Below are 19,407 nucleotides of genomic sequence, written 5' to 3'. Positions count from 1 at the left end.
TTAAAGAACTCCTGCTTTTAATAGGTCTTGCATATTAAGGGCACCAATTGGCGTATTACTTTGATCTACCACAATTAAACCATTGATACGTTTACGTTCCATAATATTTAAAGCTTCAGCTGCAAGCATATCAGGGCGAGCAGTTGTACATGAACGGGTCATTACTTGGCTAATTGCCGTATTATGGATATCGATGCGCTGCTCTAAAATACGGCGTAAGTCACCATCAGTGAATAATCCGGCTAACTTTTCATCTGCACCAATCACCGCGGTCATACCAAGGCCCTTGGCTGACATTTCGATTAGTGCGTCTTTAATGCTTTGGGTTTCGCTAACGATTGGCGTGGCGTCGCCTGCGTGCATCACATCATCTAATGTAAGCAATAAACGTTTACCTAAGCTGCCACCCGGGTGCGAAAGCGCAAAATCATCGGCTGTGAAACCACGGGTTTCAAGTAACGCAACCGCCATTGCATCACCCATCACCAAGGTTGCTGTGGTACTTGCAGTTGGGGCAAGGCCTAACGGGCATGCCTCTTGGCTTACTTTAATGCACACATGTACATCAGACAGTTTTGCCATGGTTGAGTCTGGGTTGCCAGTGAGTGAAATCATCTTTGCGCCAATACGCTTAATAACGGGGATAATACTAAGTACTTCGCTGGTCTCACCTGAGTTCGAAATACACATTACCACATCATCACGGGTGATCATGCCTAAATCACCATGGCTTGCTTCGCCAGGGTGAACAAAAAATGCCGGTGTGCCAGTACTTGCAAGGGTCGCCGCAATTTTATTACCAACGTGGCCAGACTTGCCCATACCAATCACAATAATACGACCTGTACATTGGAACATTAATTGGCAAGCGTTATCGAAATCTTGATTTATATATTGCTCAATTTCTTGTAAAGCTTGTGCTTCAATTTCGAGTACGCGCTTACCCTGCGCGATAAAGCTAGGTTGTGTCATTAATTATCCTACTTGGCTGAAAATATAGCCCTGATATGCAATAAATGCGACTAACAAGAAGCCACCTTCTACTCTATTGATACGACGAGCACCTTTAAAGTTCAATGACATGGCAATCAATACAACGGTTGCTGCAATCATGATAAGTGCATCGCGGTTTGCCGCAGAAGGGTCAATAACTGATGGGTTGATAATACCCGCAAGTGGTAATACGGCGAGTAAATTGAAAATGTTTGAGCCAACGATATTCCCAAGCGCTAAATCGTCTTCGTTTTTTAATACCCCTGCAATACAGGCTGCCAGCTCTGGTAAGCTGGTACCAATAGCAATAATGGTTAAGCCTATTACAAGGTCTGATAGACCAAAATATTTCGCAATATCAACGGCTGATTCAACTAAAAAGTGTGAACTAATGGGTAATAAAATCATGCCGATGACTAACCAAAATACGGCTGATTTAGTGCTTACATCGTTCGGAACGTCTTCACATGCTTCGCTGACAAATGGGTCATCTTGGTTTTTAGCACGCAGAGACACAATAACTAAGCCACCAATAAACACGGCAAAAGCAATCATCAAGGCAATGCCTTCAGCGAACGAAAAATAGTTATCTGAGAACACATACCAAGCAGCTACAGAGATTAACAGGACCAGCGGCATTTCACGTTTAAGTGTCATTGAAGATACTGAAAGAGGGCGTAGTAAAGCTGTGACACCAAGTACAAGTAAGATGTTAGTAATGTTAGAGCCGACCGCATTACCTACCGCAGTATCTGTTTTATCAGCAAGTGCTGCCGATGCAGATACCATCATTTCAGGGGCTGATGAGCCCATAGCAACAACGGTTAAACCAATGATTAGGGTGGGGATCCCCATATTTTTTGCGAGTGCAGCCGCCCCATAAACAAACCGATCGGCACTCCAAACGAGTGCAGCAAAACCAATAATTAAAATGACAAAAGAAGTCACCATTGTGATACGCCAACATTACTTATACAGATGACTGCAAATAGTAACAAAAGCGAACCTGAAAGTATAAGTAAAAGAATGGGCTGGCGAGCATAAAGCGTGCTTAGCAAGGAAACTAAATTTCAGGTGTCGTTAAGCTCTTTGCAGCTAGCTTTAGAATTTATTGATAGAAAATATTACAAAATTTTACGATTTGTTTTTTCCATCTTGACTAAAAAACCCTTAAAATGGCAAAACTAGTGAAAAACGTTATGGAGAGCGACTTGTCGCAATCAATAGTAGAAATCAAGGATGTAACCTTTTCACGGGGCGATAGAATCATATATAGAAATATGAGTTTTAACATTCCGAAAGGCAAGATTACCGCTATCATGGGACCAAGCGGCATTGGTAAAACCACCATGTTGCGCTTAATTGGCGGTCAGCTTAAACCTGATTCTGGTGACATTTTATTTGAAGGCAACAGCATTCCTGGCATGACTCGCAAGGAACTTTATGCTGCCCGCACCAAAATGAGTATGCTGTTTCAAAGTGGCGCTTTATTTACCGATATGTCAGTGTTTGACAATATCGCCTTTCCTTTGCGCGAACATACTCAACTCAGCGAAGATTTAATCCGACTTGTCGTTTTAATGAAATTACAAGCTGTCGGCTTACGTGGCGCACAAGACTTAATGCCGTCTGAGCTTTCTGGTGGTATGGCTCGCCGTGCTGCTTTAGCGCGTTCAATTGCTCTTGATCCAGAGCTTATCATGTACGATGAGCCATTTGCTGGCCAAGATCCTATCTCTATGGGTGTGTTAGTTAAACTAATAAAGTCACTGAATGAGGTGCTAGGTTTATCATCACTGATTGTGACCCATGATGTAACAGAGGTGATGAGCATCGCTGATCACGTGATCATCATTGCTGATCAAGGGGTGATAGGCGAAGGTTCACCAGAGCAAATGCAAAACCATGAATCCGAACTTGTACAACAGTTCTTAAATGGTTTATCGGATGGCCCTGTACCATTCCATTTCCCAGCTCCTGCGTATGATGATGAATTACTAGGAGTGCATAATGCTTGATCTATTCCAGAAGTTAGGTCACAAAACATTAGGGCGCTTTGCTGCGCTTGGCCGTTCTACTCAGATGCTGTTTGGTGCACTCGTTAATGTGCCGAACTTCAAAAAAGGCACGCCTTTACTTGTTCGCCAATTATATATGGTGGGCTCGCAATCTCTTTTAATCATTATGGTGTCAGGCTTATTCATCGGTATGGTGCTCGCCCTGCAGGGTTACACCGTATTAGTAGGCTATGGTGCTGAAGATAGCTTAGGGCCTTTAGTGGCATTGAGCTTATTACGTGAGTTAGGCCCTGTAGTAACAGCGTTACTGTTTGCAGGCCGCGCGGGCAGTGCACTTACTGCTGAAATTGGTTTAATGAAAGCAACCGAGCAATTATCAAGTTTAGAAATGATGGCGATTGATCCACTTAAACGCATTATTGCACCGCGTTTTTGGGCTGGTTTTATCAGTATGCCATTACTTGCATTAATATTTTCTGCGGTTGCTATTATCGGCGCTCATTTAGTGGGTGTTGATTGGCTTGGTGTTGACTCAGGAAGCTTCTGGTCAATCATGCAAGCGCAAGTGTCGTTCCAACAAGATATTGTGAACGGCATGATTAAGAGTTTTGTATTCGCCATGATTGTGACTTGGATTGCACTTTACAAAGGCTATGACTGTGTTCCTACATCTGAGGGGATCAGTAAAGCGACAACAGAAACCGTTGTGCACTCGTCATTGGCAGTATTAGGTTTTGACTTTATTTTAACAGCGGTAATGTTTACCAGCTAATTAGGGTATAAAGATGAATTCACGGAAATTAGAAATATTAGTTGGCTTTTTTGTAGCCCTTGGTATCGCTGCATTTGCATTATTAGCATTTAAAGTTGCGAATGCCGGCATTAGTGGTAGTGGTGAGACTTACCAACTGAACGCAAAGTTTGAAAACATTGGTTCTTTAAAAGCTCGTGCGCCGATTAAAGTAGGTGGTGTAGTTGTTGGCCGAGTTGAATCAATCTTTATTCACCCAAAAGAGTTTGTGCCTGTGGTAAATATGGCGATTGATGCAAATTACTTATGTAAGTTTTCAGACACAACATCAATCTCTATTTTGACATCAGGTATTTTAGGTGAGCAGTACTTAGGCATTAACCCTGTTATTGCTCCTGAATCTGCTGAGCAACGCTGTATGGGTGAAGATGTAACAGCAAGTGAGCATGATACAGATCTAGATGATTTATTTGGTGTTGAGAGTAAAGCGCTTGCAGATGGTGACTACATTACTGATACGAAATCAGCGCTTGTTTTAGAAGAGTTAATCGGTCAGTTCTTATTCAACCAGGGTGGTGAATAATTATGTTTAAGAAGTTTTTATTATGTATTGCTGTGCTGTTTAGCCTAAACGCACAAGCCGCTGAACCTAAGGTTGATTTAAAAGACCCGTACAAAATGGTTCGTACAGTGTCAGATAATACTTTTGCTCGTATTACGAAAGATCAACCTCTTATTGCGAAAGACAAAGAGCATCTTCGCGTTATCGTACAAGAAGAGCTAATGCCTTACATTGACTACAAGTATGCTGCACTGCGCGTACTAGGTAATCACGTGTCAAAGGTTCGTGCTATCGAAGATAAAGAGGAAAAAGCGAAAGCGATTAAAGAGTTACAACGCTTCATTGACGTTTTTCAAAAGTATTTAATTGCTACTTACGCAGGTGTGTTTACTCAATACACTAATCAAAGCGTTGAGTTTGCTCCGCCTCAGCCTTTCAAAGGCCAAGATGTGGTGGTTGTTAAAACTAAGATTGTTGAAGCCGGTAAACCTGATATCAGAATCGACTTTAAAGTACGTGAAGACCGCAGTGGTGACTGGGGCGCGTACGATATGATAGCAGAGGGTATTAGTTTGCTTGATGCTAAACAAAGTGAATTACAAGGTATTTTACGCCAACATGGTCTAGATTATGTAAGTGACTTACTAGAGCAGAAGAGCCAACTGCCAGTGCAATTTAGAGGTGATGGTGGCGATGAGTAAAGTCGAGATTACTCAACTTGAAGATAACCAGTTTCGAGTCAGTGGCGAACTGACTCGAAATTCAATTGGCCGTGAACGCCTTCTGAACGCCAAGCCAGATTCTAGCCATAAAACATGGTATTTTGACCTTTCTGGGCTATCTAGGGTTGACACGGCGGGCTTAGCTTGGTTAATTCACTCTTTCGCAGAATTAAAGCAGCAAGGTATTCACCTTGAACTGCAAAATAGCCCTGAACAATTGCAAAATTTAATGCAGTTGGGTCAGGTCACAAACCTATTTGAGTGAGATTTATGGAAACAAGCCAAGTCGAAACGTTATTACGCGACGAACTAAAACTAGATGAAGTGATTGTTAAAGCAAATGGTAGCCACTATGAAGTGATTGCTGTTGGTGAGTGTTTTGATGGTTTATCTCGCGTGAAGAAGCAACAGTTGGTTTATGCTCCGTTAATGTCAACAATCTCAGACGGTACAATCCACGCTGTATCTATCAAAGCGTTCACACCGACTGAATGGAAACGCGAACAAAAATTTATTTTACCTCAATAGTCGCAGGGCCTCCTAATGGATCAATTTGTTATTCAAGGTGGCACCTCGCTGGCAGGTGAAGTCACTATTTCTGGCGCTAAAAATGCCGCTCTTCCAATTCTTTTTGCTGCGCTTTTAGGGCAGGGAAAAAGTACCTTTAGTAATGTTCCTCGTTTACGCGATATCGGCACCACAGAAGCCTTGTTAAAAACACTGGGTGCAAATGTCGAGTGGCAGCAAGACAAGCTAATCATTGATGGTGCGACGGTTGATAAAACACTTGCACCGTATGAGTTGGTAAAGCAAATGCGTGCCTCAGTGCTTGCATTAGGCCCTTTAGTTGCCCGTTTTGGTGAAGCGCAAGTATCACTGCCAGGTGGTTGTGCAATTGGTGCTCGCCCAGTTGATATCCATATTCAAGGTCTTGAGCGCATGGGCGCTATCATCAAGGTTGAAAATGGTTACATTAATGCCAAGGTTGATGGTCGCTTAAAAGGCGCTGAGATCTTTATGGAGATGGTCAGTGTTGGCGCAACAGAAAACTTACTAATGGCAGCAACGCTGGCTGACGGTAAAACTGTACTGGAAAATGCAGCTCGCGAACCTGAAATTACCGATCTTGCTAATTGCTTAATTGCGATGGGGGCGAAGATCAGTGGTGCAGGCACTAGCCGTATCGAAATTGAAGGGGTTGAGTCACTATCGGGTTGTGAATACAGCATTCTTCCCGATCGCATTGAAACAGGCACTTTCTTGGTTGCGGCGGCAATGGCTGGCGGTGAAGTACTTTGTAAAAATACAGACCACCATAGTCTTGATCCTGTGATTGAAAAGTTGCGTGCTACCAATGCCTTGGTTGAAGTCACTGATAACAGCATTTACCTTGATATGCGTGGCCGCGAACTAAAAGCGGTTAACATTAAGACTATGCCACACCCGGGTTTCCCTACCGATATGCAAGCGCAATTTACAGCTTTAAATGTGGTAGCGAAGGGCAGTGCAACCATCACAGAAACGATTTTCGAAAACCGTTTTATGCACGTGCCAGAGTTACAGCGTATGGGCGCAAACATTCGCTTAGAAGGTAATACAGCAATTTGTGGGGATACAGAAAGCTTATCGGGCGCACAGGTAATGGCAACTGATTTACGTGCCTCTGCAAGTCTAATTCTTACTGGCATCGTTGCTCAAGGTGAGACTATTGTTGACCGCATCTATCACGTAGATCGTGGTTATCAACGCATTGAAGATAAGTTGAGTGCGCTGGGTGCCAATATCAAGCGCCGTTCAAGCTAATCGCTAAGACTTACAAAAAAGGCCTAACATCAGTTAGGCCTTTTTTATATCTGTGTTGTTTCAGTAACTACTGCTCGTCTTCGAGTTCTGCAACAGTTACCATCACTTTTAAGACCTTACCATCGCGGTAAATCTCAAATTCAAGTTCTTTACCTGGCTCTGTATTCGCTAGTTTCTCAAGCACTTGTTGTGGGTTTGCTACAGGAATACCGCCAATTTTGATTACAATGTCAGTTTCTCTGATGCCTGCTTTCCAAGCTGGGCCAAATGGATCAAGTTGAGAAATACGCATTCCTGCAACAGGTGTAAAGCTATCACTTACATCTTTGCCCGTGCTATCAATACCTGTGCCACTGAAGCCTAAATAGCCACGGACTACACGACCATGTTTGATTAGCTTATCCATCACATCTTTGGCAATCGAGTAAGGTACCGCAAAGAAGATACCCTGAATATCGAGATTTTCATGAGTTTTAAATTGCGCCGAGGTAATACCGACTAAGTCACCTCGTGAATTGACTAACGCGCCACCTGAGTTACCTACGTTAATCGCAGCATCCATCTGTAACAGGCTGCTGTAAGGGCTATCGATTAAATTTTGTTTACCCGTCGCACTGATAATACCTTGGGTAATGGTTTGGCCTAAGTTAAGTGGGTTACCAATCGCTAAAACAACATCACCAACACGTGGCTTAAATTTATCGTTCACTGGAATTTTTGGTAAATGCTCAGCGCTGATCTTTAATAGCGCTAAATCTGTTTGAGTATCAAAACCAATCACTTGTACATCATAAAAGCGACGGCCATCAGCGAGTGTAACGATAATGAGATCGGCATTTTTGATTACATGGTAGTTAGTAAGAATATAGCCGTCTTGGGTCATGATCACGCCGGAGCCAAGAGCTTGAACGGTGTTTTGGCGTTTATAGCGCGGTTGATTGGAAATGCTTTCTGAAAAAATAGTAACAACCGAAGGTGCTGCTTTTTGCACTGCATCAGCAAAGCTCATGTGCTCTGATGATATCGCCGCAGGTAAATTCATATCTGGTAACAGTGTGCTACGAAGGCTTGGGCTAAATAACACCACTAAAAAGGCAATGCCTAAACCGGTGAAAAGCGGAGGAAGGATAAATTTAAAAAGTTTTAGCACAGTATTCTTATTATCAGTGAGCAATCCCTTAATGATGGCACAAAAAAAATAACAGCGGCAAGCACCGCTGTTATTTTTTCATGATTTATCAACTAGGTTTACTGGATCAGTACGAAAATAAGCTCTCTACCGCGTTTAACACCTAGTACGATGTTACCTTTGGTATTTTCGATGATCTTATTCATGTCGCGGATTGTTTCAACGCGTTGACGGTTAACTTGCATGATCACGTCACCTTCTTCAAGGCCAACACGAGCAGCAGGAGAACGTGCTTGCACGCCGGTTACTTCAACCCCTTTTCCATCACTCTTCTGAGTGTTTTCTAATGTTGCACCTTGGAAAGCTGGGTGTGTCTCTTCGCCAGCGGCAGTAGTTGCTGATGCACCATCGAGTGTGACATTTACAGTTTTAACTTTGCCATCTCGGTAAATGCCCAGTTTTACTTTTTTGCCTTCACCAAGTGTGGCAATTTTACTGCGTAGTTCATGGAAGCCACTAATTTCGGTGCCATCGACGCTAATAATTACATCACCGGCTTTGATACCCGCTTTACTTGCTGCGGTATCATCCATTACTTGCATAACGTAAGCGCCTTGCTTCACGTCAAGTTGTTGTGCTTTAGCAAGGCCTGCATCAAGTGGGCGTCCCGAAATACCTAACGAACCGCGACGTACTTCGCCGTGTTCGATAATTTGGTCAACAAGGTTTTTCATCATGGTAGATGGAATTGCAAAGCCAATGCCCACGTTACCGCCAGATGCGCCTAAGATAGCGGTGTTGATACCAATCAGTTCACCGTTAAGGTTAACTAACGCACCGCCTGAGTTGCCTTGGTTAATAGCTGCATCGGTTTGAATAAAGTCTTCATAGCCTTCTATATTTAAACCGCTACGGCCAAGGGCACTGACGATACCTGATGTTACTGTGTGACTTAAACCAAATGGATTACCAATGGCAACTGCAAAATCACCTACACGTAACTGATCCGAATCGGCAATTTTAAGCGCGGTTAAGTCCTCTGCATCAATTTGCAATAAGGCAATATCTGATTCTTTGTCGCTACCGATTTTAGTTGCTTCATATTCGCGACCATCTTCTAAGGTCACCACCATTTTTTCGGCATCTTCGATAACATGATTATTGGTTACCACGTAACCTTCGTCTGCATCAATGATCACACCTGAGCCTAGGCCACTAAATTCACGCTTTTGACTGCCACCACGAGGAACACCAAAAAAGTCATCAAAAGGAGTCGCACGGCGGCGAACTTCTTTAGAGCCTGACACTTGAATACTCACCACACCCGGTGTGATCTGTTCAAGCATAGGTGCGAGGGTTGGCAATTGTTGACCATTTACAGCAACAGGAAGTTTTGCCATTGAAATTGCAGGGCTTAATAATAAGCTAGAAGATAAAATAGCAGCACTGATAACAGATAATTTCATTTTCATAGTCTGGGTTTACTCCACTTCAGAGATAAAGCAAAAACTAAAAAGGGCTGCATAAGCAGCCCTTTTCTTGGTTTAGATATAAAGCTGTTATATCTAAAGACTATGGGGTCAAAAAAAAGTTCATCAAGAGGCTTTAGAATGTTCTGAAACTTTCTCTGAGCCAGTGAACAGGCCCGTTTCACCAACAACATAGTCAGCAGGCTGAGCTTCAGCACTTGAACGATCGCCTCTGCGGTCTTGTAATGAGTTTTGTAATTGCTCAGTCGTTTCTTTAGAAAAGAAAGGCTCATTTGGATGCTGTTTTTTATCAGCAAGTAGTAGTTTATTTGTTTCTTCTACATGGTTCAGTAGCTGGTCGTAGTTATCTTTCATTTTAGATACTAGCTTACCTGTGCTCGCTAGATGATCAGCTACATCTTGACGATATTGTTCAAGCGCATTGTTAGCTTGCTCGACTTGTTGTTCTAGTTCGTCTTGCTTAAATTGTTTTTTGGTTACAAAAGCACCAATGAAGAATGCTGAAATTGCAACGATGATTAGAATACCTATCCAGGTAATTGTGCCCATAAATCTACCCCTTTGGGAAAAAATAACAAAAACAAATACTTTAAAAGCATTTATAGTCCAATCATTATTAAAATATGCTTAATTTGATTGTGAAATCATACTGCGGGCTAATATACCCTGAGATACGATGCGTGTTAATATACTGTGCAAATTTAACTGTGTTTTATTGTAACGACCTATGACTCCTTGGCAGAAATACCAACAAGATTTACAACGTGAAGACTTTGTACATGATGCAGCGCAAGAAAATGCAGTGCGCCATTTGCAAAGACTCTATGATGACCTAACGGCAGACAAACCGGCCGCGAAGGGGTGGTTTGCCAAACTATTCTCTAAAGATAGCACGCCAAGTATAAAAGGGCTGTATTTTTGGGGCGGAGTAGGTAGAGGTAAGACCTATTTAGTTGATACTTTCTACGAAGCTTTACCTACTGATCGTAAGATGCGTGTGCACTTTCACCGTTTTATGCATCGCGTGCATGATGAGCTGAAAAAGTTAAAAAATACCAGTAATCCATTAAATGTAGTTGCAGATATCTTTAAATCAGAGACAGATATTATCTGTTTTGATGAATTTTTTGTACAAGATATCACTGATGCAATGCTACTAGGTGGTTTGATGGAAGCATTATTTGAACGTGGCATTGTGCTGGTTGCGACGTCAAACATCGTGCCTGATGACCTGTATCGAAATGGTTTACAACGTGCGCGTTTCTTACCAGCAATTGAGCTGGTAAAAGCCAACACCGAAATCGTAAATGTGGACTCGGGGGTTGATTATCGTTTACGTACCCTTGAGCAAGCCGAAATTTTCCATAGTCCGCTTGATAAGCAAGCTGATGATAATTTATTTGAATACTTCGATAAGTTGTCACCTGAGCCGGGTGTGCTCGATAAAGAAATTGAAATTGAAGGGCGGATGATCAAAACCCGTAAAGTGTCTGACTGTATTGCTATGTTTGAGTTTAGTGAACTATGCGAAACAGCCCGCAGCCAAGTTGATTACATGGAAATAAGCCGACTTTATAACACGGTGATTTTGTCTAACGTAAAATCACTGGGCCAAGCCAATGATGATGCCGCACGTCGTTTTATCGCGTTAGTGGATGAATTTTACGAGCGCCATGTCACGCTGATTATTTCTGCTGAAAAGCCAATAACTGAGCTATATAGCGAAGGTAACTTAAATTTTGAATTTAAGCGTTGTATTAGCCGACTACAAGAAATGCAATCGTTAGAGTATTTGGCAAAAGAGCATCTAGCTTAGTCAAGTTGTCAGCCTTCAGCTGTCAGTTTTTAGCTGATTGATCTGACCCCGATAAAGTAGACACGGGGTTTAATTTATTTGTTCGTACTGCATGGGACTTTTATACCCTAGGGTGCCATGCCTTCTTATTGAGTTGTAGTATTTTTCAATATAAAAATACGTTTGTGTTGTCATTTCACTACGACTCAGTTCATTTAAATTCTTTATCCACTCCTTTTTATACTGCGCGAAGAAGCTTTCTGAGCATGCGTTATCCCAGCAGTTGCCTTTTCTAGACATACTCACTGTGACACCTCTATTAGTTAACCACTTCACTGTTTCCTTTGCGACATACTGAGCTCCTTGGTCTGAATGAAAGAGCAAATGCGAACCATCAGGTTGGCGTGCTGACCATGCTTTTCTCAGTGTTTTAATAACTAACTCGGCGTTGTTTATCCGGCTTGTTACCCAGCCAACAACCTTACGAGAGTACAAGTCAAGGATGACGCATAAATACTGCCAACCATCTTTACAGCGTACTTGTGTGATATCTGATACCCACACGGTATTTACTGTATCAACATTAAACTGGCGCCGTAATAAATTACTCGCTTTGATTGTACCTTCTTTCTTCGCGCGGCTTGTATAGCGTCTTTTACCTGACTTTGAACGATAGCCAACGCTTTGTAACAGCCTCTGCACACGTCCTTTACTGCAATCAAAGCCATGTGCTACCGCTGCTTCCCAAAGCTTTCTATAGCCCGGGATACAGTGCTCCTGGTCGCTAATATGCTTTAGAAACTTAAGTAACGAACTGTTCTCTTTCTGGCGTGTGCTAGGTAATTGCTTTAACCATTTATAATACCCAGCCGGCGACACAGATAACCAACTGCACAACTTTTTCACTGTGCGTTTGGCGTCTGTGACCTTGTGGATATATTCGAACCTTATTCTTTTAGGCTGTCGAAGTAGACCTTCGCCTTTTTTAAAACGTCATTCTCCAACTGAGCATCTTCGAGTTGCTTCTCAAGTTTGCGAATTTGGCGCTCTAAATCTGTGTATGACTTGTCTGGGCCTTGATTCTTTAATGGCTTTGCTGTTTTCTTCTTCGAGGTCATGTGACTTCTCCAACTTGATAGCATGTCAGGATGAATACCGTATTTATTCGCGACCATCTTAACTGTATCTGTGGTGCCTAACGACTCTTGAACGACTTTTATTTTAAATTCGAGGGAATATCTACGCTGTGACTTTACTTTCATGATTACTGACTCCAAAAAGGTGTCTACTTTTATGGAGTCAGATCAGATCGGTGTTGAATGTAAGGCGCGCCAAGCAAGCGTGACGCCTACTAATTAATGTAGGCGTGAAATTTATTTCGCGCGCACTTAGCTGATTTTCTCGAATAAAAAACAACCATCATATAGCAATGTGGTTCAAGTGCTGGTATACTCCCGCGTCTGCCACGTTGCGTTCTATTGCCAGATATTAGTTTAGCCTCTAATTGATGGCTCAAAGTCTTAAACTCGAAGGGGTTAAAGCATTCAACTTAGAGCGGTAATTTATAATAATTACCTGTGGTTTTAATTAAAAAACATTGGATTTTAATAAATGAAAACGTTTGTTGCTAAGCCAGAAACAGTAAAACGTGACTGGTACGTAGTTGACGCTGAAGGTAAAACTTTAGGTCGCATCGCTACTGAAATCGCTCGTCGCCTACGCGGTAAGCATAAAGCTGAATACACTCCTCACGTAGATACTGGTGATTACATCATCGTTATCAACGCTGAGAAAGTTACTGTTACTGGTAATAAAGCAAAAGACAAAATGTACTACGCTCATACTGGTTTCCCAGGTGGTCTTAAGTCTACTACTTTCGACAAGCTTCAAGCTGCAAAGCCTGAAATGATCATCGAAAAAGCTGTTAAAGGCATGTTGCCACGTGGTCCTTTAGGCCGCGCAATGTACCGTAAACTTAAAGTTTACTCAGGTACTGAGCACAACCATGCTGCACAACAGCCTCAGGTTCTAGACATTTAAGGAGCACTATCATGGCAAATCAATACTACGGTACAGGTCGTCGTAAAAGTTCAAGTGCTCGCGTATTCTTACGCCCAGGCACTGGTAACATCGTAATCAACAAGCGCTCTCTAGAAGAGTACTTCGGTCGTGAGACTGCTCGCATGGTTGTTCGTCAAGCATTAGAGCACGTAGAAATGACTGAAAAGTTTGACCTACACATCACTGTTTCAGGTGGTGGTACTACTGGTCAAGCTGGTGCTATCCGTCACGGTATCACTCGTGCACTTATGGAGTTTGACGAGTCTCTACGTCCTACACTTCGTAAAGCAGGTTTCGTTACACGTGATGCACGTAAAGTTGAGCGTAAGAAAGTGGGTCTTAAGAAAGCACGTAAGCGTCCACAATTCTCAAAACGTTAATATTTACGTTTATCAGAATACCAAAAACCCAGCTTCGGCTGGGTTTTTTGTTTCTTGGAGCTGTCAGCTTTCAGACGTCAGTTTTTAGCTAATCGAAAGAGGGCTCTCTGCTTGAATGAACAAGTTCTTGCCAAGGCTTAATATTCCCATATACTTCTCGCATCTCGCATCTCGCATCTCGCATCTCGCATCTCGCATCTCGCATCTCGCATCTCGCATCTCGCATCTCTCATCTCGCATCTCTCATCTCTCATCTCGCATCTCGCATCTCTCATCTCGCTGAAGCGCAAAATCCTACCTTTTTTCGTTCGATATTTAACCACTGTTAATAATTAGTACGTATAACAGTAAAAAAACTTCAAGATTTAGCAAAATTAGCTTAAATCCATCAGTTAATTGATGAAATTTTTTGCTACAATTGGGGGGCAAGTAATGTGAGTGAGTTCAACAACAGCTAATGCAGAATTCTGTTTCCTCTTAGTGAGGTTGATCTTGGTCAGTATATTGTTTTTTTATATGCGTTATCATAACCAGCGGCTTCATACTCGAGCTAACCTAAATTAATAATTCATTAAATAGGGTTTATTCGAGCATGAGACTGTGAATAACCTTGTTTTAATCAAGGGTTTTAATTATGATCGCGTCTATTTTGAAATTTCTAAAAATTAACCTGCTGTAACTGATGTTCTCAATATGGCAAGTGTTGGGAATCATAGTGGAGATAAGTGGATGAGCAATGCGCCTGTAGACAATGGCCGACGTCGCTTTTTAACCATAGCTACCTCTGTTGTTGGTGGTGTTGGTGCGGCTGGGGCTGCTGTTCCTTTTATTGCGTCTTGGAATCCAAGTGAGCGAGCTAAATCTGCGGGTGCGCCTGTAGAAGTAGATATCAGCAAGCTTGAGCCAGGACAATTAATACGTGTTGAGTGGCGAGGAAAACCTGTTTGGGTTATTAATCGTACACCAAGAATGCTTGAACAGATGAAAGAACATGAAGGTCAACTTCGTGATCCTGCGTCTGAAGAGCCTCAACAACCTGAATCATCAACCAATGAATATCGTTCGCAACGTCCTGAAATTTTCGTTGCTGTTGGTATTTGTACGCACTTAGGTTGTTCTCCTAGCTTCCTACAAGGTGGCTTTGGTGAGAAAGTAGAGGGCACAGACGACGGTTTCTTCTGTCCGTGTCACGGTTCTAAATTTGATATGGCTGGTCGTGTATTCCAATCTGTACCTGCACCATTAAATCTAGAAATTCCTCCGTATACCTTCCTTGATGACACGACTATTCTAGTCGGTGAAGAAAAAGGAGTGGCGTAATGTTTGGTAAAATTATTGGTTGGATCGACGATCGTATTCCAATGACACGTGTTTGGAACATGCATATTGCACAGTATCCAGCACCAAAAAACTTTAACTTCTGGTACTTCTTTGGCTCTTTAGCCATGTTAGTACTTGTTAACCAAATCGTAACTGGTATCTGGTTAACAATGAACTTCGTACCATCTGCTGAAGGTGCTTTCGCATCGGTAGAATACATCATGCGTGATGTTGAATACGGTTGGTTACTTCGTTACCTTCACTCAACAGGTGCATCAGCGTTCTTTATCGTTGTATACCTGCACATGTTCCGTGGCATGATCTACGGTTCTTACCAAAAACCACGTGAATTACTGTGGTTATTCGGTATGTTCATCTTCTTAGCGCTTATGGCTGAAGCTTTCATGGGTTACTTACTACCTTGGGGACAAATGTCTTTCTGGGGTGCACAGGTAATCATTTCACTATTCGGTGCGATTCCGGTTATTGGTGATGACTTAACGCTTTGGATCCGTGGTGACTACGTAATTTCTGGTGCTACGCTTAACCGCTTCTTTGCACTACACGTAATTGCATTACCTTTAGTAATCGTTATCTTAGTATTCTTACACATTGTTGCACTACACGAAGTGGGTTCAAACAACCCAGATGGTGTTGAAATTAAGCGTAAGAAAGGCACTGTAGCTGAAGAAGATAAGCCTAAATTCAAATTCCACGAGTATTACACCAACAAGAAAGACATTGTTGATGCAATCCCGTTCCACCCTTACTACACAGTAAAAGATATTGTGGGTGTGGTTGGTTTCTTAATCTTATTCTGTTGGGTTGTATTCTTTATGCCTGCGATGAATGGTTTCTTCCTAGAAGCGCCAAACTTCGAAGCAGCTAACCCGCTGAAAACACCAGAGCATATTTTCCCAGTTTGGTACTTTACGCCATTCTACGCAATCCTACGTGCAATCCCTAACAAGTTAATGGGTGTTGTGGCGATGGGTGCATCTATCGTAGTGCTTGCGTTACTACCTTGGATTGACCGTGGTTCGGTTCGCTCTATTCGTTATCGTTGTGGTCTTCACAAGTTAAACATCGCACAATTCGTGGTAACTTTCGTTATCTTGGGTTGGGTTGGTGCTACACCACAAACTGATTTCAAAACGCTGTTATCACAAATCACGACTGTGACATACTTCATGTTCTTCGTATTGTTATTTGTTTACAGCAAGAATGAGAAAACTAAGCCATTACCAACGAGGTTGACGAAATGATGAAAAAGCTAATTATCGGTTTATTCGCATTGTTGCCATCGTTGACAATGGCAGCAGGTCCTTCGGTTCCTTTAATGGATGCGAACATTGACCTTAAAGATAACGCATCTTTACAGCGCGGTGCTAAATTGTTCATGAACTACTGTCTTGGTTGTCACCAAATGCAGTATCAACGTTATGAGCGTACGTTCCGCGATATCGGTATTCCTACTGAGATTGGTCAAGAGCAACTAATTTTTGATGGCTCAAAAGTAGGTAGCCACATCAAAAATGCGATTGATAAAGATGACGCAGCTAAATGGTTTGGCGCAGCGCCACCGGATCTTACGCTTGTAGCGCGAGTTCGTGGTACTGACTGGATCTACACTTATCTGAAGTCATTCTATAAAGACGAGTCTCGTCCGTTTGGCGTAAACAACGTTGTTTTCCCATCGGTAGGTATGCCACACGTTCTTCAAGAACTACAAGGCTTACCAACACCAATCACTGAAGAAGTGGAAGAACATGGTCACACTGTGACTAAAGTTGTTGGCGTTGAAACAGATGGTTCTGGTGAAATGAGTGTTGACGAGTACGATCGTGCTGCTCGTGACTTAACTAACTTCTTAGCTTACGTTGGCGAGCCGTCACGTTTAGAGTCAGAAGCGTTAGGTCTAAAGGTAATTGGTTTCCTAGTGATTCTATTTATCTTGGCATTCATGCTGAAGAAAGAATACTGGAGAGATGTTCACTAATCCTGGGCATTTTGAAAGGTAGTTTTGTGATAGGGGCTTAAGCCCCTATTGCTGTTTTTGTAATATAATGGAGGTAGGCATGGCCGTAGCTGCCAATAAGCGCCCTGTAATGACCCTGTTTTCTGGTGCTAACTGTATGTATAGCCATCAAGTACGTATCGTACTTGCTGAAAAAGGTGTAAGTGTTGACATTCACCTGGCTGAAAAGGATAACCTGCCAGAAGCACTTCATGAGATTAACCCTTACGGTACAGTACCAACACTGATCGATCGTGAGCTTGGTTTATATCAGGCAAACATCATCATGGAATACCTTGATGAACGTTTCCCTCATCCTCCACTAATGCCAGTTTATCCGGTTATGCGTGGCCGTAGTCGTCTGATGATGCATCGTATCGACACGGATTGGTATAGCCTAGCTAACAAAATCACTAGCGGTAGCAGCGAAGCTGCGCAAGCACGTAAAGAGCTTACAGAAGCGTTACTTGCAATTGCACCAATCTTCTCTGAAGCACCTTACTTCATGAGTGAAGAGTTCAGCTTAGTTGATTGTTACTTAGCACCACTACTTTGGCGTTTACCTGAGCTTGGCATTGAGCTTAATGGTGCAGGCGCGAAAGAGCTTAAAGAATACATGTTGCGTTTATTTGAGCGTGAATCATTCCAAGCTTCACTAACTGAAGCAGAGCGTGAGATCCGTTTATAATGACGCCTAATCGTCCTTATTTACTACGCGCTTTCTTTGATTGGATTGTTGATAATCAGTGCACACCACACTTAGTGGTTAACGCTGATTTTCCTGCTGTACAAGTACCAACACAGTTTGTGCAAGACGGTCAGATCGTTTTGAACATTAGCCCATCAGCGGTAACACAATTTGCAATGGACAACCAACAGCTTAGCTTTAATGCGCGCTTTGGTGGCCAACCAATGCAAGTGTACGTACCTATGGGTGCTGTGCTCGCAATTTATGCACGTGAGAATGGTGAAGGGACTGTATTTACTGCAGAAGAATTCATCGAGGACGAAGACGACTTTGCTCCGGTATTAGAAAGTGTTGAAACACCTGACGAGATTACGCCAGATGATGAACCACCTGCTAAACCAGAGAAGAAAAAAGGTGCTCACTTACGAGTGATTAAGTAACCTTAGTCAGACAAAAGAAAACCCGCTATTTAGCGGGTTTTTTATTATCAATTTACGGTTGGATATTACAAATATTCAAACACTTTAATAACACGTTCAACGCCTGATACGTTACGTGCTACATCAACCGCTAAATTCGCTTCAGAATCGCTCACTAAGCCCATTAAAAAGACTTCGCCATTCTCTGTTACTACTTTGATATTATTGCTGCTGATACTCTCTGTGGTGAGTAATTGCGTTTTCACCTTAGAGGTTAACCAAGAGTCGTGCGTTTGCGTGCTCATGCCAATATTTGAACCAATGCGAATTTGGTTGTGGATTTTACGAATGCCATCAACGCCTTCAATAGCGCGTTGTGCTTCGTCTTTCATTTCTGCGTTGGCAACTTGGCCAATCATAAGCACAATGCCATTAACGCTAATGACGTTAACGTTAGCAAATTTATGTAGGTGCTCATTTTCGCTGATAGCAATAGAACTTTTAATTTCGATATTGTTATCGTCGATTTGTGAACCAATCGTGCGGCGATCATTCGCAGCAGTTACAGCGCCTGCAGTACCGGCGACAACGGCAGCTGCACAGCCTTGCAGCAATAAAACGGTACCAAATACTAGTAAAGACTGTTTAAACATTAATTTTCTTCCTGTGGGAATAAGGTTAAATCGATAAGCTCACTGAGGCAGTGCAAATTCACTAAGTGTGACTCAACAATACGGCTTGGGCGTTTGGATGGAACACGAATTTCAACATCATTTGGGCCAAGTAAGCCAACTAATTCACCGCCGTCATCACCAACAAGCACAATTACTTTCATATCACGGGTCAGTGCCGCTTCAACGGCTGAGATAATCTGCTTTTCATTACCATTGACAGCAATTGCTAATAAAAGGTCGCCTTGCTGTGCAAATGCACGAATTTGTCGTGCAAAGGTTTCGTGCTCATCATTATTTGCGGCTGAGCCTAAGTTAACTTGATCTTGTGCAAGCGCAACTGCGGGTAGGCATGGGCGCTCGGTTTCATAAAAGTTAATTAATAGCCCTGCCATGTGCTGTGCCAACATGTGGCAGCTAGGAGTGCCACAACATAGCAGTTTATTGCCGTTAATAAGACTTTGTGCAATGGTGAACGCTGCCGATTCAAGTGCGCTTGGCAGTACTTCACCTGCCGCTATTTGAACTTGAATATTTTCGGTAAAGATTTTTTTTATCGTTTCTTGCATAACCTACCAAATTAAGCCG

At 42.5% G+C, this 19,407-nt stretch carries 23 protein-coding genes; 15 read left to right on the top strand and 8 right to left on the bottom strand.

Features of this window, described 5'->3' with window-relative positions:
• Together J8Z28_RS15385 and J8Z28_RS15380 are read right to left on the bottom strand one after the other, a co-directional pair.
• Positions 1 to 972, bottom strand: a complete 972-nt coding sequence (locus J8Z28_RS15385; RefSeq protein ID WP_062566529.1) for a KpsF/GutQ family sugar-phosphate isomerase — start codon at positions 970 to 972, stop codon at positions 1 to 3.
• A gap of 3 nt (positions 973 to 975) precedes the next feature.
• Positions 976 to 1,944: a calcium/sodium antiporter gene (locus J8Z28_RS15380; RefSeq protein WP_062566528.1), complete on the bottom strand. Its 969-nt coding sequence runs from the start codon at positions 1,942 to 1,944 to the stop codon at positions 976 to 978.
• 248 nt (positions 1,945 to 2,192) lie between these two features.
• On the opposite strand from J8Z28_RS15380, the gene J8Z28_RS15375 reads away from it, so the two are divergent.
• Genes J8Z28_RS15375 through murA form a run of 7 tightly spaced genes read left to right on the top strand, consistent with a single transcriptional unit; the run spans position 2,193 to position 6,849 of the window.
• The gene (locus tag J8Z28_RS15375; protein ID WP_082710978.1) at positions 2,193 to 3,011 is read left to right on the top strand and encodes an ATP-binding cassette domain-containing protein; all 819 of its coding nucleotides are present in this window, start codon (positions 2,193 to 2,195) and stop codon (positions 3,009 to 3,011) included.
• Positions 3,004 to 3,783, top strand: coding sequence for a lipid asymmetry maintenance ABC transporter permease subunit MlaE (gene mlaE / locus J8Z28_RS15370; RefSeq protein WP_054554167.1), 780 nt, complete (start codon positions 3,004 to 3,006; stop codon positions 3,781 to 3,783). The genes J8Z28_RS15375 and mlaE overlap by 8 nt, the downstream gene beginning before the upstream one ends.
• A gap of 13 nt (positions 3,784 to 3,796) precedes the next feature.
• Entirely contained in the window at positions 3,797 to 4,345 is a 549-nt protein-coding gene (mlaD, locus tag J8Z28_RS15365) for an outer membrane lipid asymmetry maintenance protein MlaD (RefSeq protein ID WP_054561096.1), read from the top strand.
• A gap of 2 nt (positions 4,346 to 4,347) precedes the next feature.
• Positions 4,348 to 5,025: an MlaC/ttg2D family ABC transporter substrate-binding protein gene (locus J8Z28_RS15360; RefSeq protein WP_062566527.1), complete on the top strand. Its 678-nt coding sequence runs from the start codon at positions 4,348 to 4,350 to the stop codon at positions 5,023 to 5,025.
• Complete coding sequence (locus J8Z28_RS15355) at positions 5,018 to 5,311, top strand: STAS domain-containing protein (protein WP_054561094.1); 294 nt, start codon at positions 5,018 to 5,020, stop codon at positions 5,309 to 5,311. The genes J8Z28_RS15360 and J8Z28_RS15355 overlap by 8 nt, the downstream gene beginning before the upstream one ends.
• 5 nt (positions 5,312 to 5,316) lie before the next feature.
• A complete protein-coding gene (locus tag J8Z28_RS15350; RefSeq protein ID WP_054554171.1) occupies positions 5,317 to 5,574 on the top strand; it encodes a BolA family protein in 258 nt (85 codons plus the stop codon).
• A 15-nt stretch (positions 5,575 to 5,589) separates the two neighbouring features.
• A complete protein-coding gene (murA, locus tag J8Z28_RS15345; protein WP_055199193.1) occupies positions 5,590 to 6,849 on the top strand; it encodes a UDP-N-acetylglucosamine 1-carboxyvinyltransferase in 1,260 nt (419 codons plus the stop codon).
• A gap of 67 nt (positions 6,850 to 6,916) precedes the next feature.
• Here murA and J8Z28_RS15340 read toward each other — a convergent pair whose 3' ends face one another.
• From J8Z28_RS15340 to J8Z28_RS15330, 3 genes are all read right to left on the bottom strand, one after another.
• Positions 6,917 to 7,999, bottom strand: coding sequence for a trypsin-like peptidase domain-containing protein (locus J8Z28_RS15340; RefSeq protein ID WP_055020793.1), 1,083 nt, complete (start codon positions 7,997 to 7,999; stop codon positions 6,917 to 6,919).
• A 98-nt stretch (positions 8,000 to 8,097) separates the two neighbouring features.
• Positions 8,098 to 9,450, bottom strand: a complete 1,353-nt coding sequence (locus J8Z28_RS15335; RefSeq protein ID WP_054561091.1) for a Do family serine endopeptidase — start codon at positions 9,448 to 9,450, stop codon at positions 8,098 to 8,100.
• Between the two features lie 123 nt (positions 9,451 to 9,573).
• Entirely contained in the window at positions 9,574 to 10,017 is a 444-nt protein-coding gene (locus J8Z28_RS15330) for a Z-ring associated ZapG family protein (protein ID WP_055020791.1), read from the bottom strand.
• Positions 10,018 to 10,195: 178 nt separating this feature from the next.
• On the opposite strand from J8Z28_RS15330, the gene zapE reads away from it, so the two are divergent.
• Entirely contained in the window at positions 10,196 to 11,284 is a 1,089-nt protein-coding gene (zapE, locus tag J8Z28_RS15325) for a cell division protein ZapE (RefSeq protein WP_058585925.1), read from the top strand.
• Positions 11,285 to 11,353: 69 nt separating this feature from the next.
• Here zapE and J8Z28_RS15320 read toward each other — a convergent pair.
• A protein-coding gene (locus J8Z28_RS15320) for an IS3 family transposase (RefSeq protein WP_250659653.1) occupies positions 11,354 to 12,525 on the bottom strand; the annotation gives its coding sequence in 2 pieces (ribosomal slippage) (positions 11,354 to 12,252 and positions 12,252 to 12,525; 1,173 coding nt in all).
• 349 nt (positions 12,526 to 12,874) lie between these two features.
• On the opposite strand from J8Z28_RS15320, the gene rplM reads away from it, so the two are divergent.
• The 7 genes from rplM (at position 12,875) to J8Z28_RS15285 (ending at position 18,169) form a co-directional block, all read left to right on the top strand.
• Positions 12,875 to 13,303: a 50S ribosomal protein L13 gene (rplM, locus tag J8Z28_RS15315; protein ID WP_054561088.1), complete on the top strand. Its 429-nt coding sequence runs from the start codon at positions 12,875 to 12,877 to the stop codon at positions 13,301 to 13,303.
• A gap of 8 nt (positions 13,304 to 13,311) precedes the next feature.
• Entirely contained in the window at positions 13,312 to 13,704 is a 393-nt protein-coding gene (rpsI, locus tag J8Z28_RS15310) for a 30S ribosomal protein S9 (protein WP_095209788.1), read from the top strand.
• A 729-nt stretch (positions 13,705 to 14,433) separates the two neighbouring features.
• Positions 14,434 to 15,024: a ubiquinol-cytochrome c reductase iron-sulfur subunit gene (petA, locus tag J8Z28_RS15305; RefSeq protein WP_054554178.1), complete on the top strand. Its 591-nt coding sequence runs from the start codon at positions 14,434 to 14,436 to the stop codon at positions 15,022 to 15,024.
• Positions 15,024 to 16,289, top strand: a complete 1,266-nt coding sequence (locus tag J8Z28_RS15300; protein WP_054554179.1) for a cytochrome b — start codon at positions 15,024 to 15,026, stop codon at positions 16,287 to 16,289. The genes petA and J8Z28_RS15300 overlap by 1 nt, the downstream gene beginning before the upstream one ends.
• A complete protein-coding gene (locus J8Z28_RS15295) occupies positions 16,286 to 17,023 on the top strand; it encodes a cytochrome c1 (protein WP_054554180.1) in 738 nt (245 codons plus the stop codon). Before J8Z28_RS15300 ends, J8Z28_RS15295 begins: the two co-directional genes overlap by 4 nt.
• Positions 17,024 to 17,102: 79 nt before the next feature.
• The gene (gene sspA / locus J8Z28_RS15290) at positions 17,103 to 17,729 is read left to right on the top strand and encodes a stringent starvation protein SspA (protein WP_054554181.1); all 627 of its coding nucleotides are present in this window, start codon (positions 17,103 to 17,105) and stop codon (positions 17,727 to 17,729) included.
• On the top strand, positions 17,729 to 18,169 hold the full coding sequence (locus J8Z28_RS15285) for a ClpXP protease specificity-enhancing factor (protein WP_062566526.1): 441 nt from the start codon (positions 17,729 to 17,731) through the stop codon (positions 18,167 to 18,169). Before sspA ends, J8Z28_RS15285 begins: the two co-directional genes overlap by 1 nt.
• Before the next feature lie 65 nt (positions 18,170 to 18,234).
• On the opposite strand, the gene dolP is transcribed toward J8Z28_RS15285, so the two are convergent.
• The gene (dolP, locus tag J8Z28_RS15280) at positions 18,235 to 18,801 is read right to left on the bottom strand and encodes a division/outer membrane stress-associated lipid-binding lipoprotein (RefSeq protein WP_062566525.1); all 567 of its coding nucleotides are present in this window, start codon (positions 18,799 to 18,801) and stop codon (positions 18,235 to 18,237) included.
• The gene (locus tag J8Z28_RS15275; protein WP_054561085.1) at positions 18,801 to 19,388 is read right to left on the bottom strand and encodes an SIS domain-containing protein; all 588 of its coding nucleotides are present in this window, start codon (positions 19,386 to 19,388) and stop codon (positions 18,801 to 18,803) included. The genes dolP and J8Z28_RS15275 overlap by 1 nt, the downstream gene beginning before the upstream one ends.
• Positions 19,389 to 19,407 lie beyond the last annotated feature (19 nt).

Origin of the sequence: Pseudoalteromonas sp. SCSIO 43088, assembly GCF_023650795.1 — a bacterium.
Taxonomy (GTDB): Bacteria; Pseudomonadota; Gammaproteobacteria; order Enterobacterales; family Alteromonadaceae; genus Pseudoalteromonas; species Pseudoalteromonas shioyasakiensis.
Note: the sequence above shows the minus strand (reverse complement) of the source record. Positions and strands in the feature narration are given on the sequence as shown.

What these genes read in the sequence shown, in the direction of transcription:
- J8Z28_RS15360 (WP_062566527.1), top strand. Translation starts at nt 4,348, where the DNA reads ATGTTTAAGAAGTTTTTATTATGTATTGCTGTGCTGTTTAGCCTAAAC.
- J8Z28_RS15375 (WP_082710978.1), top strand. Translation starts at nt 2,193, where the DNA reads ATGGAGAGCGACTTGTCGCAATCAATAGTAGAAATCAAGGATGTAACC.
- zapE (WP_058585925.1), top strand. Translation starts at nt 10,196, where the DNA reads ATGACTCCTTGGCAGAAATACCAACAAGATTTACAACGTGAAGACTTT.
- mlaE (WP_054554167.1), top strand. Translation starts at nt 3,004, where the DNA reads ATGCTTGATCTATTCCAGAAGTTAGGTCACAAAACATTAGGGCGCTTT.
- J8Z28_RS15355 (WP_054561094.1), top strand. Translation starts at nt 5,018, where the DNA reads ATGAGTAAAGTCGAGATTACTCAACTTGAAGATAACCAGTTTCGAGTC.
- J8Z28_RS15330 (WP_055020791.1), bottom strand. Translation starts at nt 10,017, where the DNA reads ATGGGCACAATTACCTGGATAGGTATTCTAATCATCGTTGCAATTTCA.
- J8Z28_RS15295 (WP_054554180.1), top strand. Translation starts at nt 16,286, where the DNA reads ATGATGAAAAAGCTAATTATCGGTTTATTCGCATTGTTGCCATCGTTG.
- J8Z28_RS15385 (WP_062566529.1), bottom strand. Translation starts at nt 972, where the DNA reads ATGACACAACCTAGCTTTATCGCGCAGGGTAAGCGCGTACTCGAAATT.
- J8Z28_RS15300 (WP_054554179.1), top strand. Translation starts at nt 15,024, where the DNA reads ATGTTTGGTAAAATTATTGGTTGGATCGACGATCGTATTCCAATGACA.
- J8Z28_RS15285 (WP_062566526.1), top strand. Translation starts at nt 17,729, where the DNA reads ATGACGCCTAATCGTCCTTATTTACTACGCGCTTTCTTTGATTGGATT.
- J8Z28_RS15380 (WP_062566528.1), bottom strand. Translation starts at nt 1,944, where the DNA reads ATGGTGACTTCTTTTGTCATTTTAATTATTGGTTTTGCTGCACTCGTT.
- sspA (WP_054554181.1), top strand. Translation starts at nt 17,103, where the DNA reads ATGGCCGTAGCTGCCAATAAGCGCCCTGTAATGACCCTGTTTTCTGGT.
- J8Z28_RS15275 (WP_054561085.1), bottom strand. Translation starts at nt 19,388, where the DNA reads ATGCAAGAAACGATAAAAAAAATCTTTACCGAAAATATTCAAGTTCAA.
- J8Z28_RS15335 (WP_054561091.1), bottom strand. Translation starts at nt 9,450, where the DNA reads ATGAAAATGAAATTATCTGTTATCAGTGCTGCTATTTTATCTTCTAGC.
- J8Z28_RS15350 (WP_054554171.1), top strand. Translation starts at nt 5,317, where the DNA reads ATGGAAACAAGCCAAGTCGAAACGTTATTACGCGACGAACTAAAACTA.
- dolP (WP_062566525.1), bottom strand. Translation starts at nt 18,801, where the DNA reads ATGTTTAAACAGTCTTTACTAGTATTTGGTACCGTTTTATTGCTGCAA.
- petA (WP_054554178.1), top strand. Translation starts at nt 14,434, where the DNA reads ATGAGCAATGCGCCTGTAGACAATGGCCGACGTCGCTTTTTAACCATA.
- mlaD (WP_054561096.1), top strand. Translation starts at nt 3,797, where the DNA reads ATGAATTCACGGAAATTAGAAATATTAGTTGGCTTTTTTGTAGCCCTT.
- rplM (WP_054561088.1), top strand. Translation starts at nt 12,875, where the DNA reads ATGAAAACGTTTGTTGCTAAGCCAGAAACAGTAAAACGTGACTGGTAC.
- murA (WP_055199193.1), top strand. Translation starts at nt 5,590, where the DNA reads ATGGATCAATTTGTTATTCAAGGTGGCACCTCGCTGGCAGGTGAAGTC.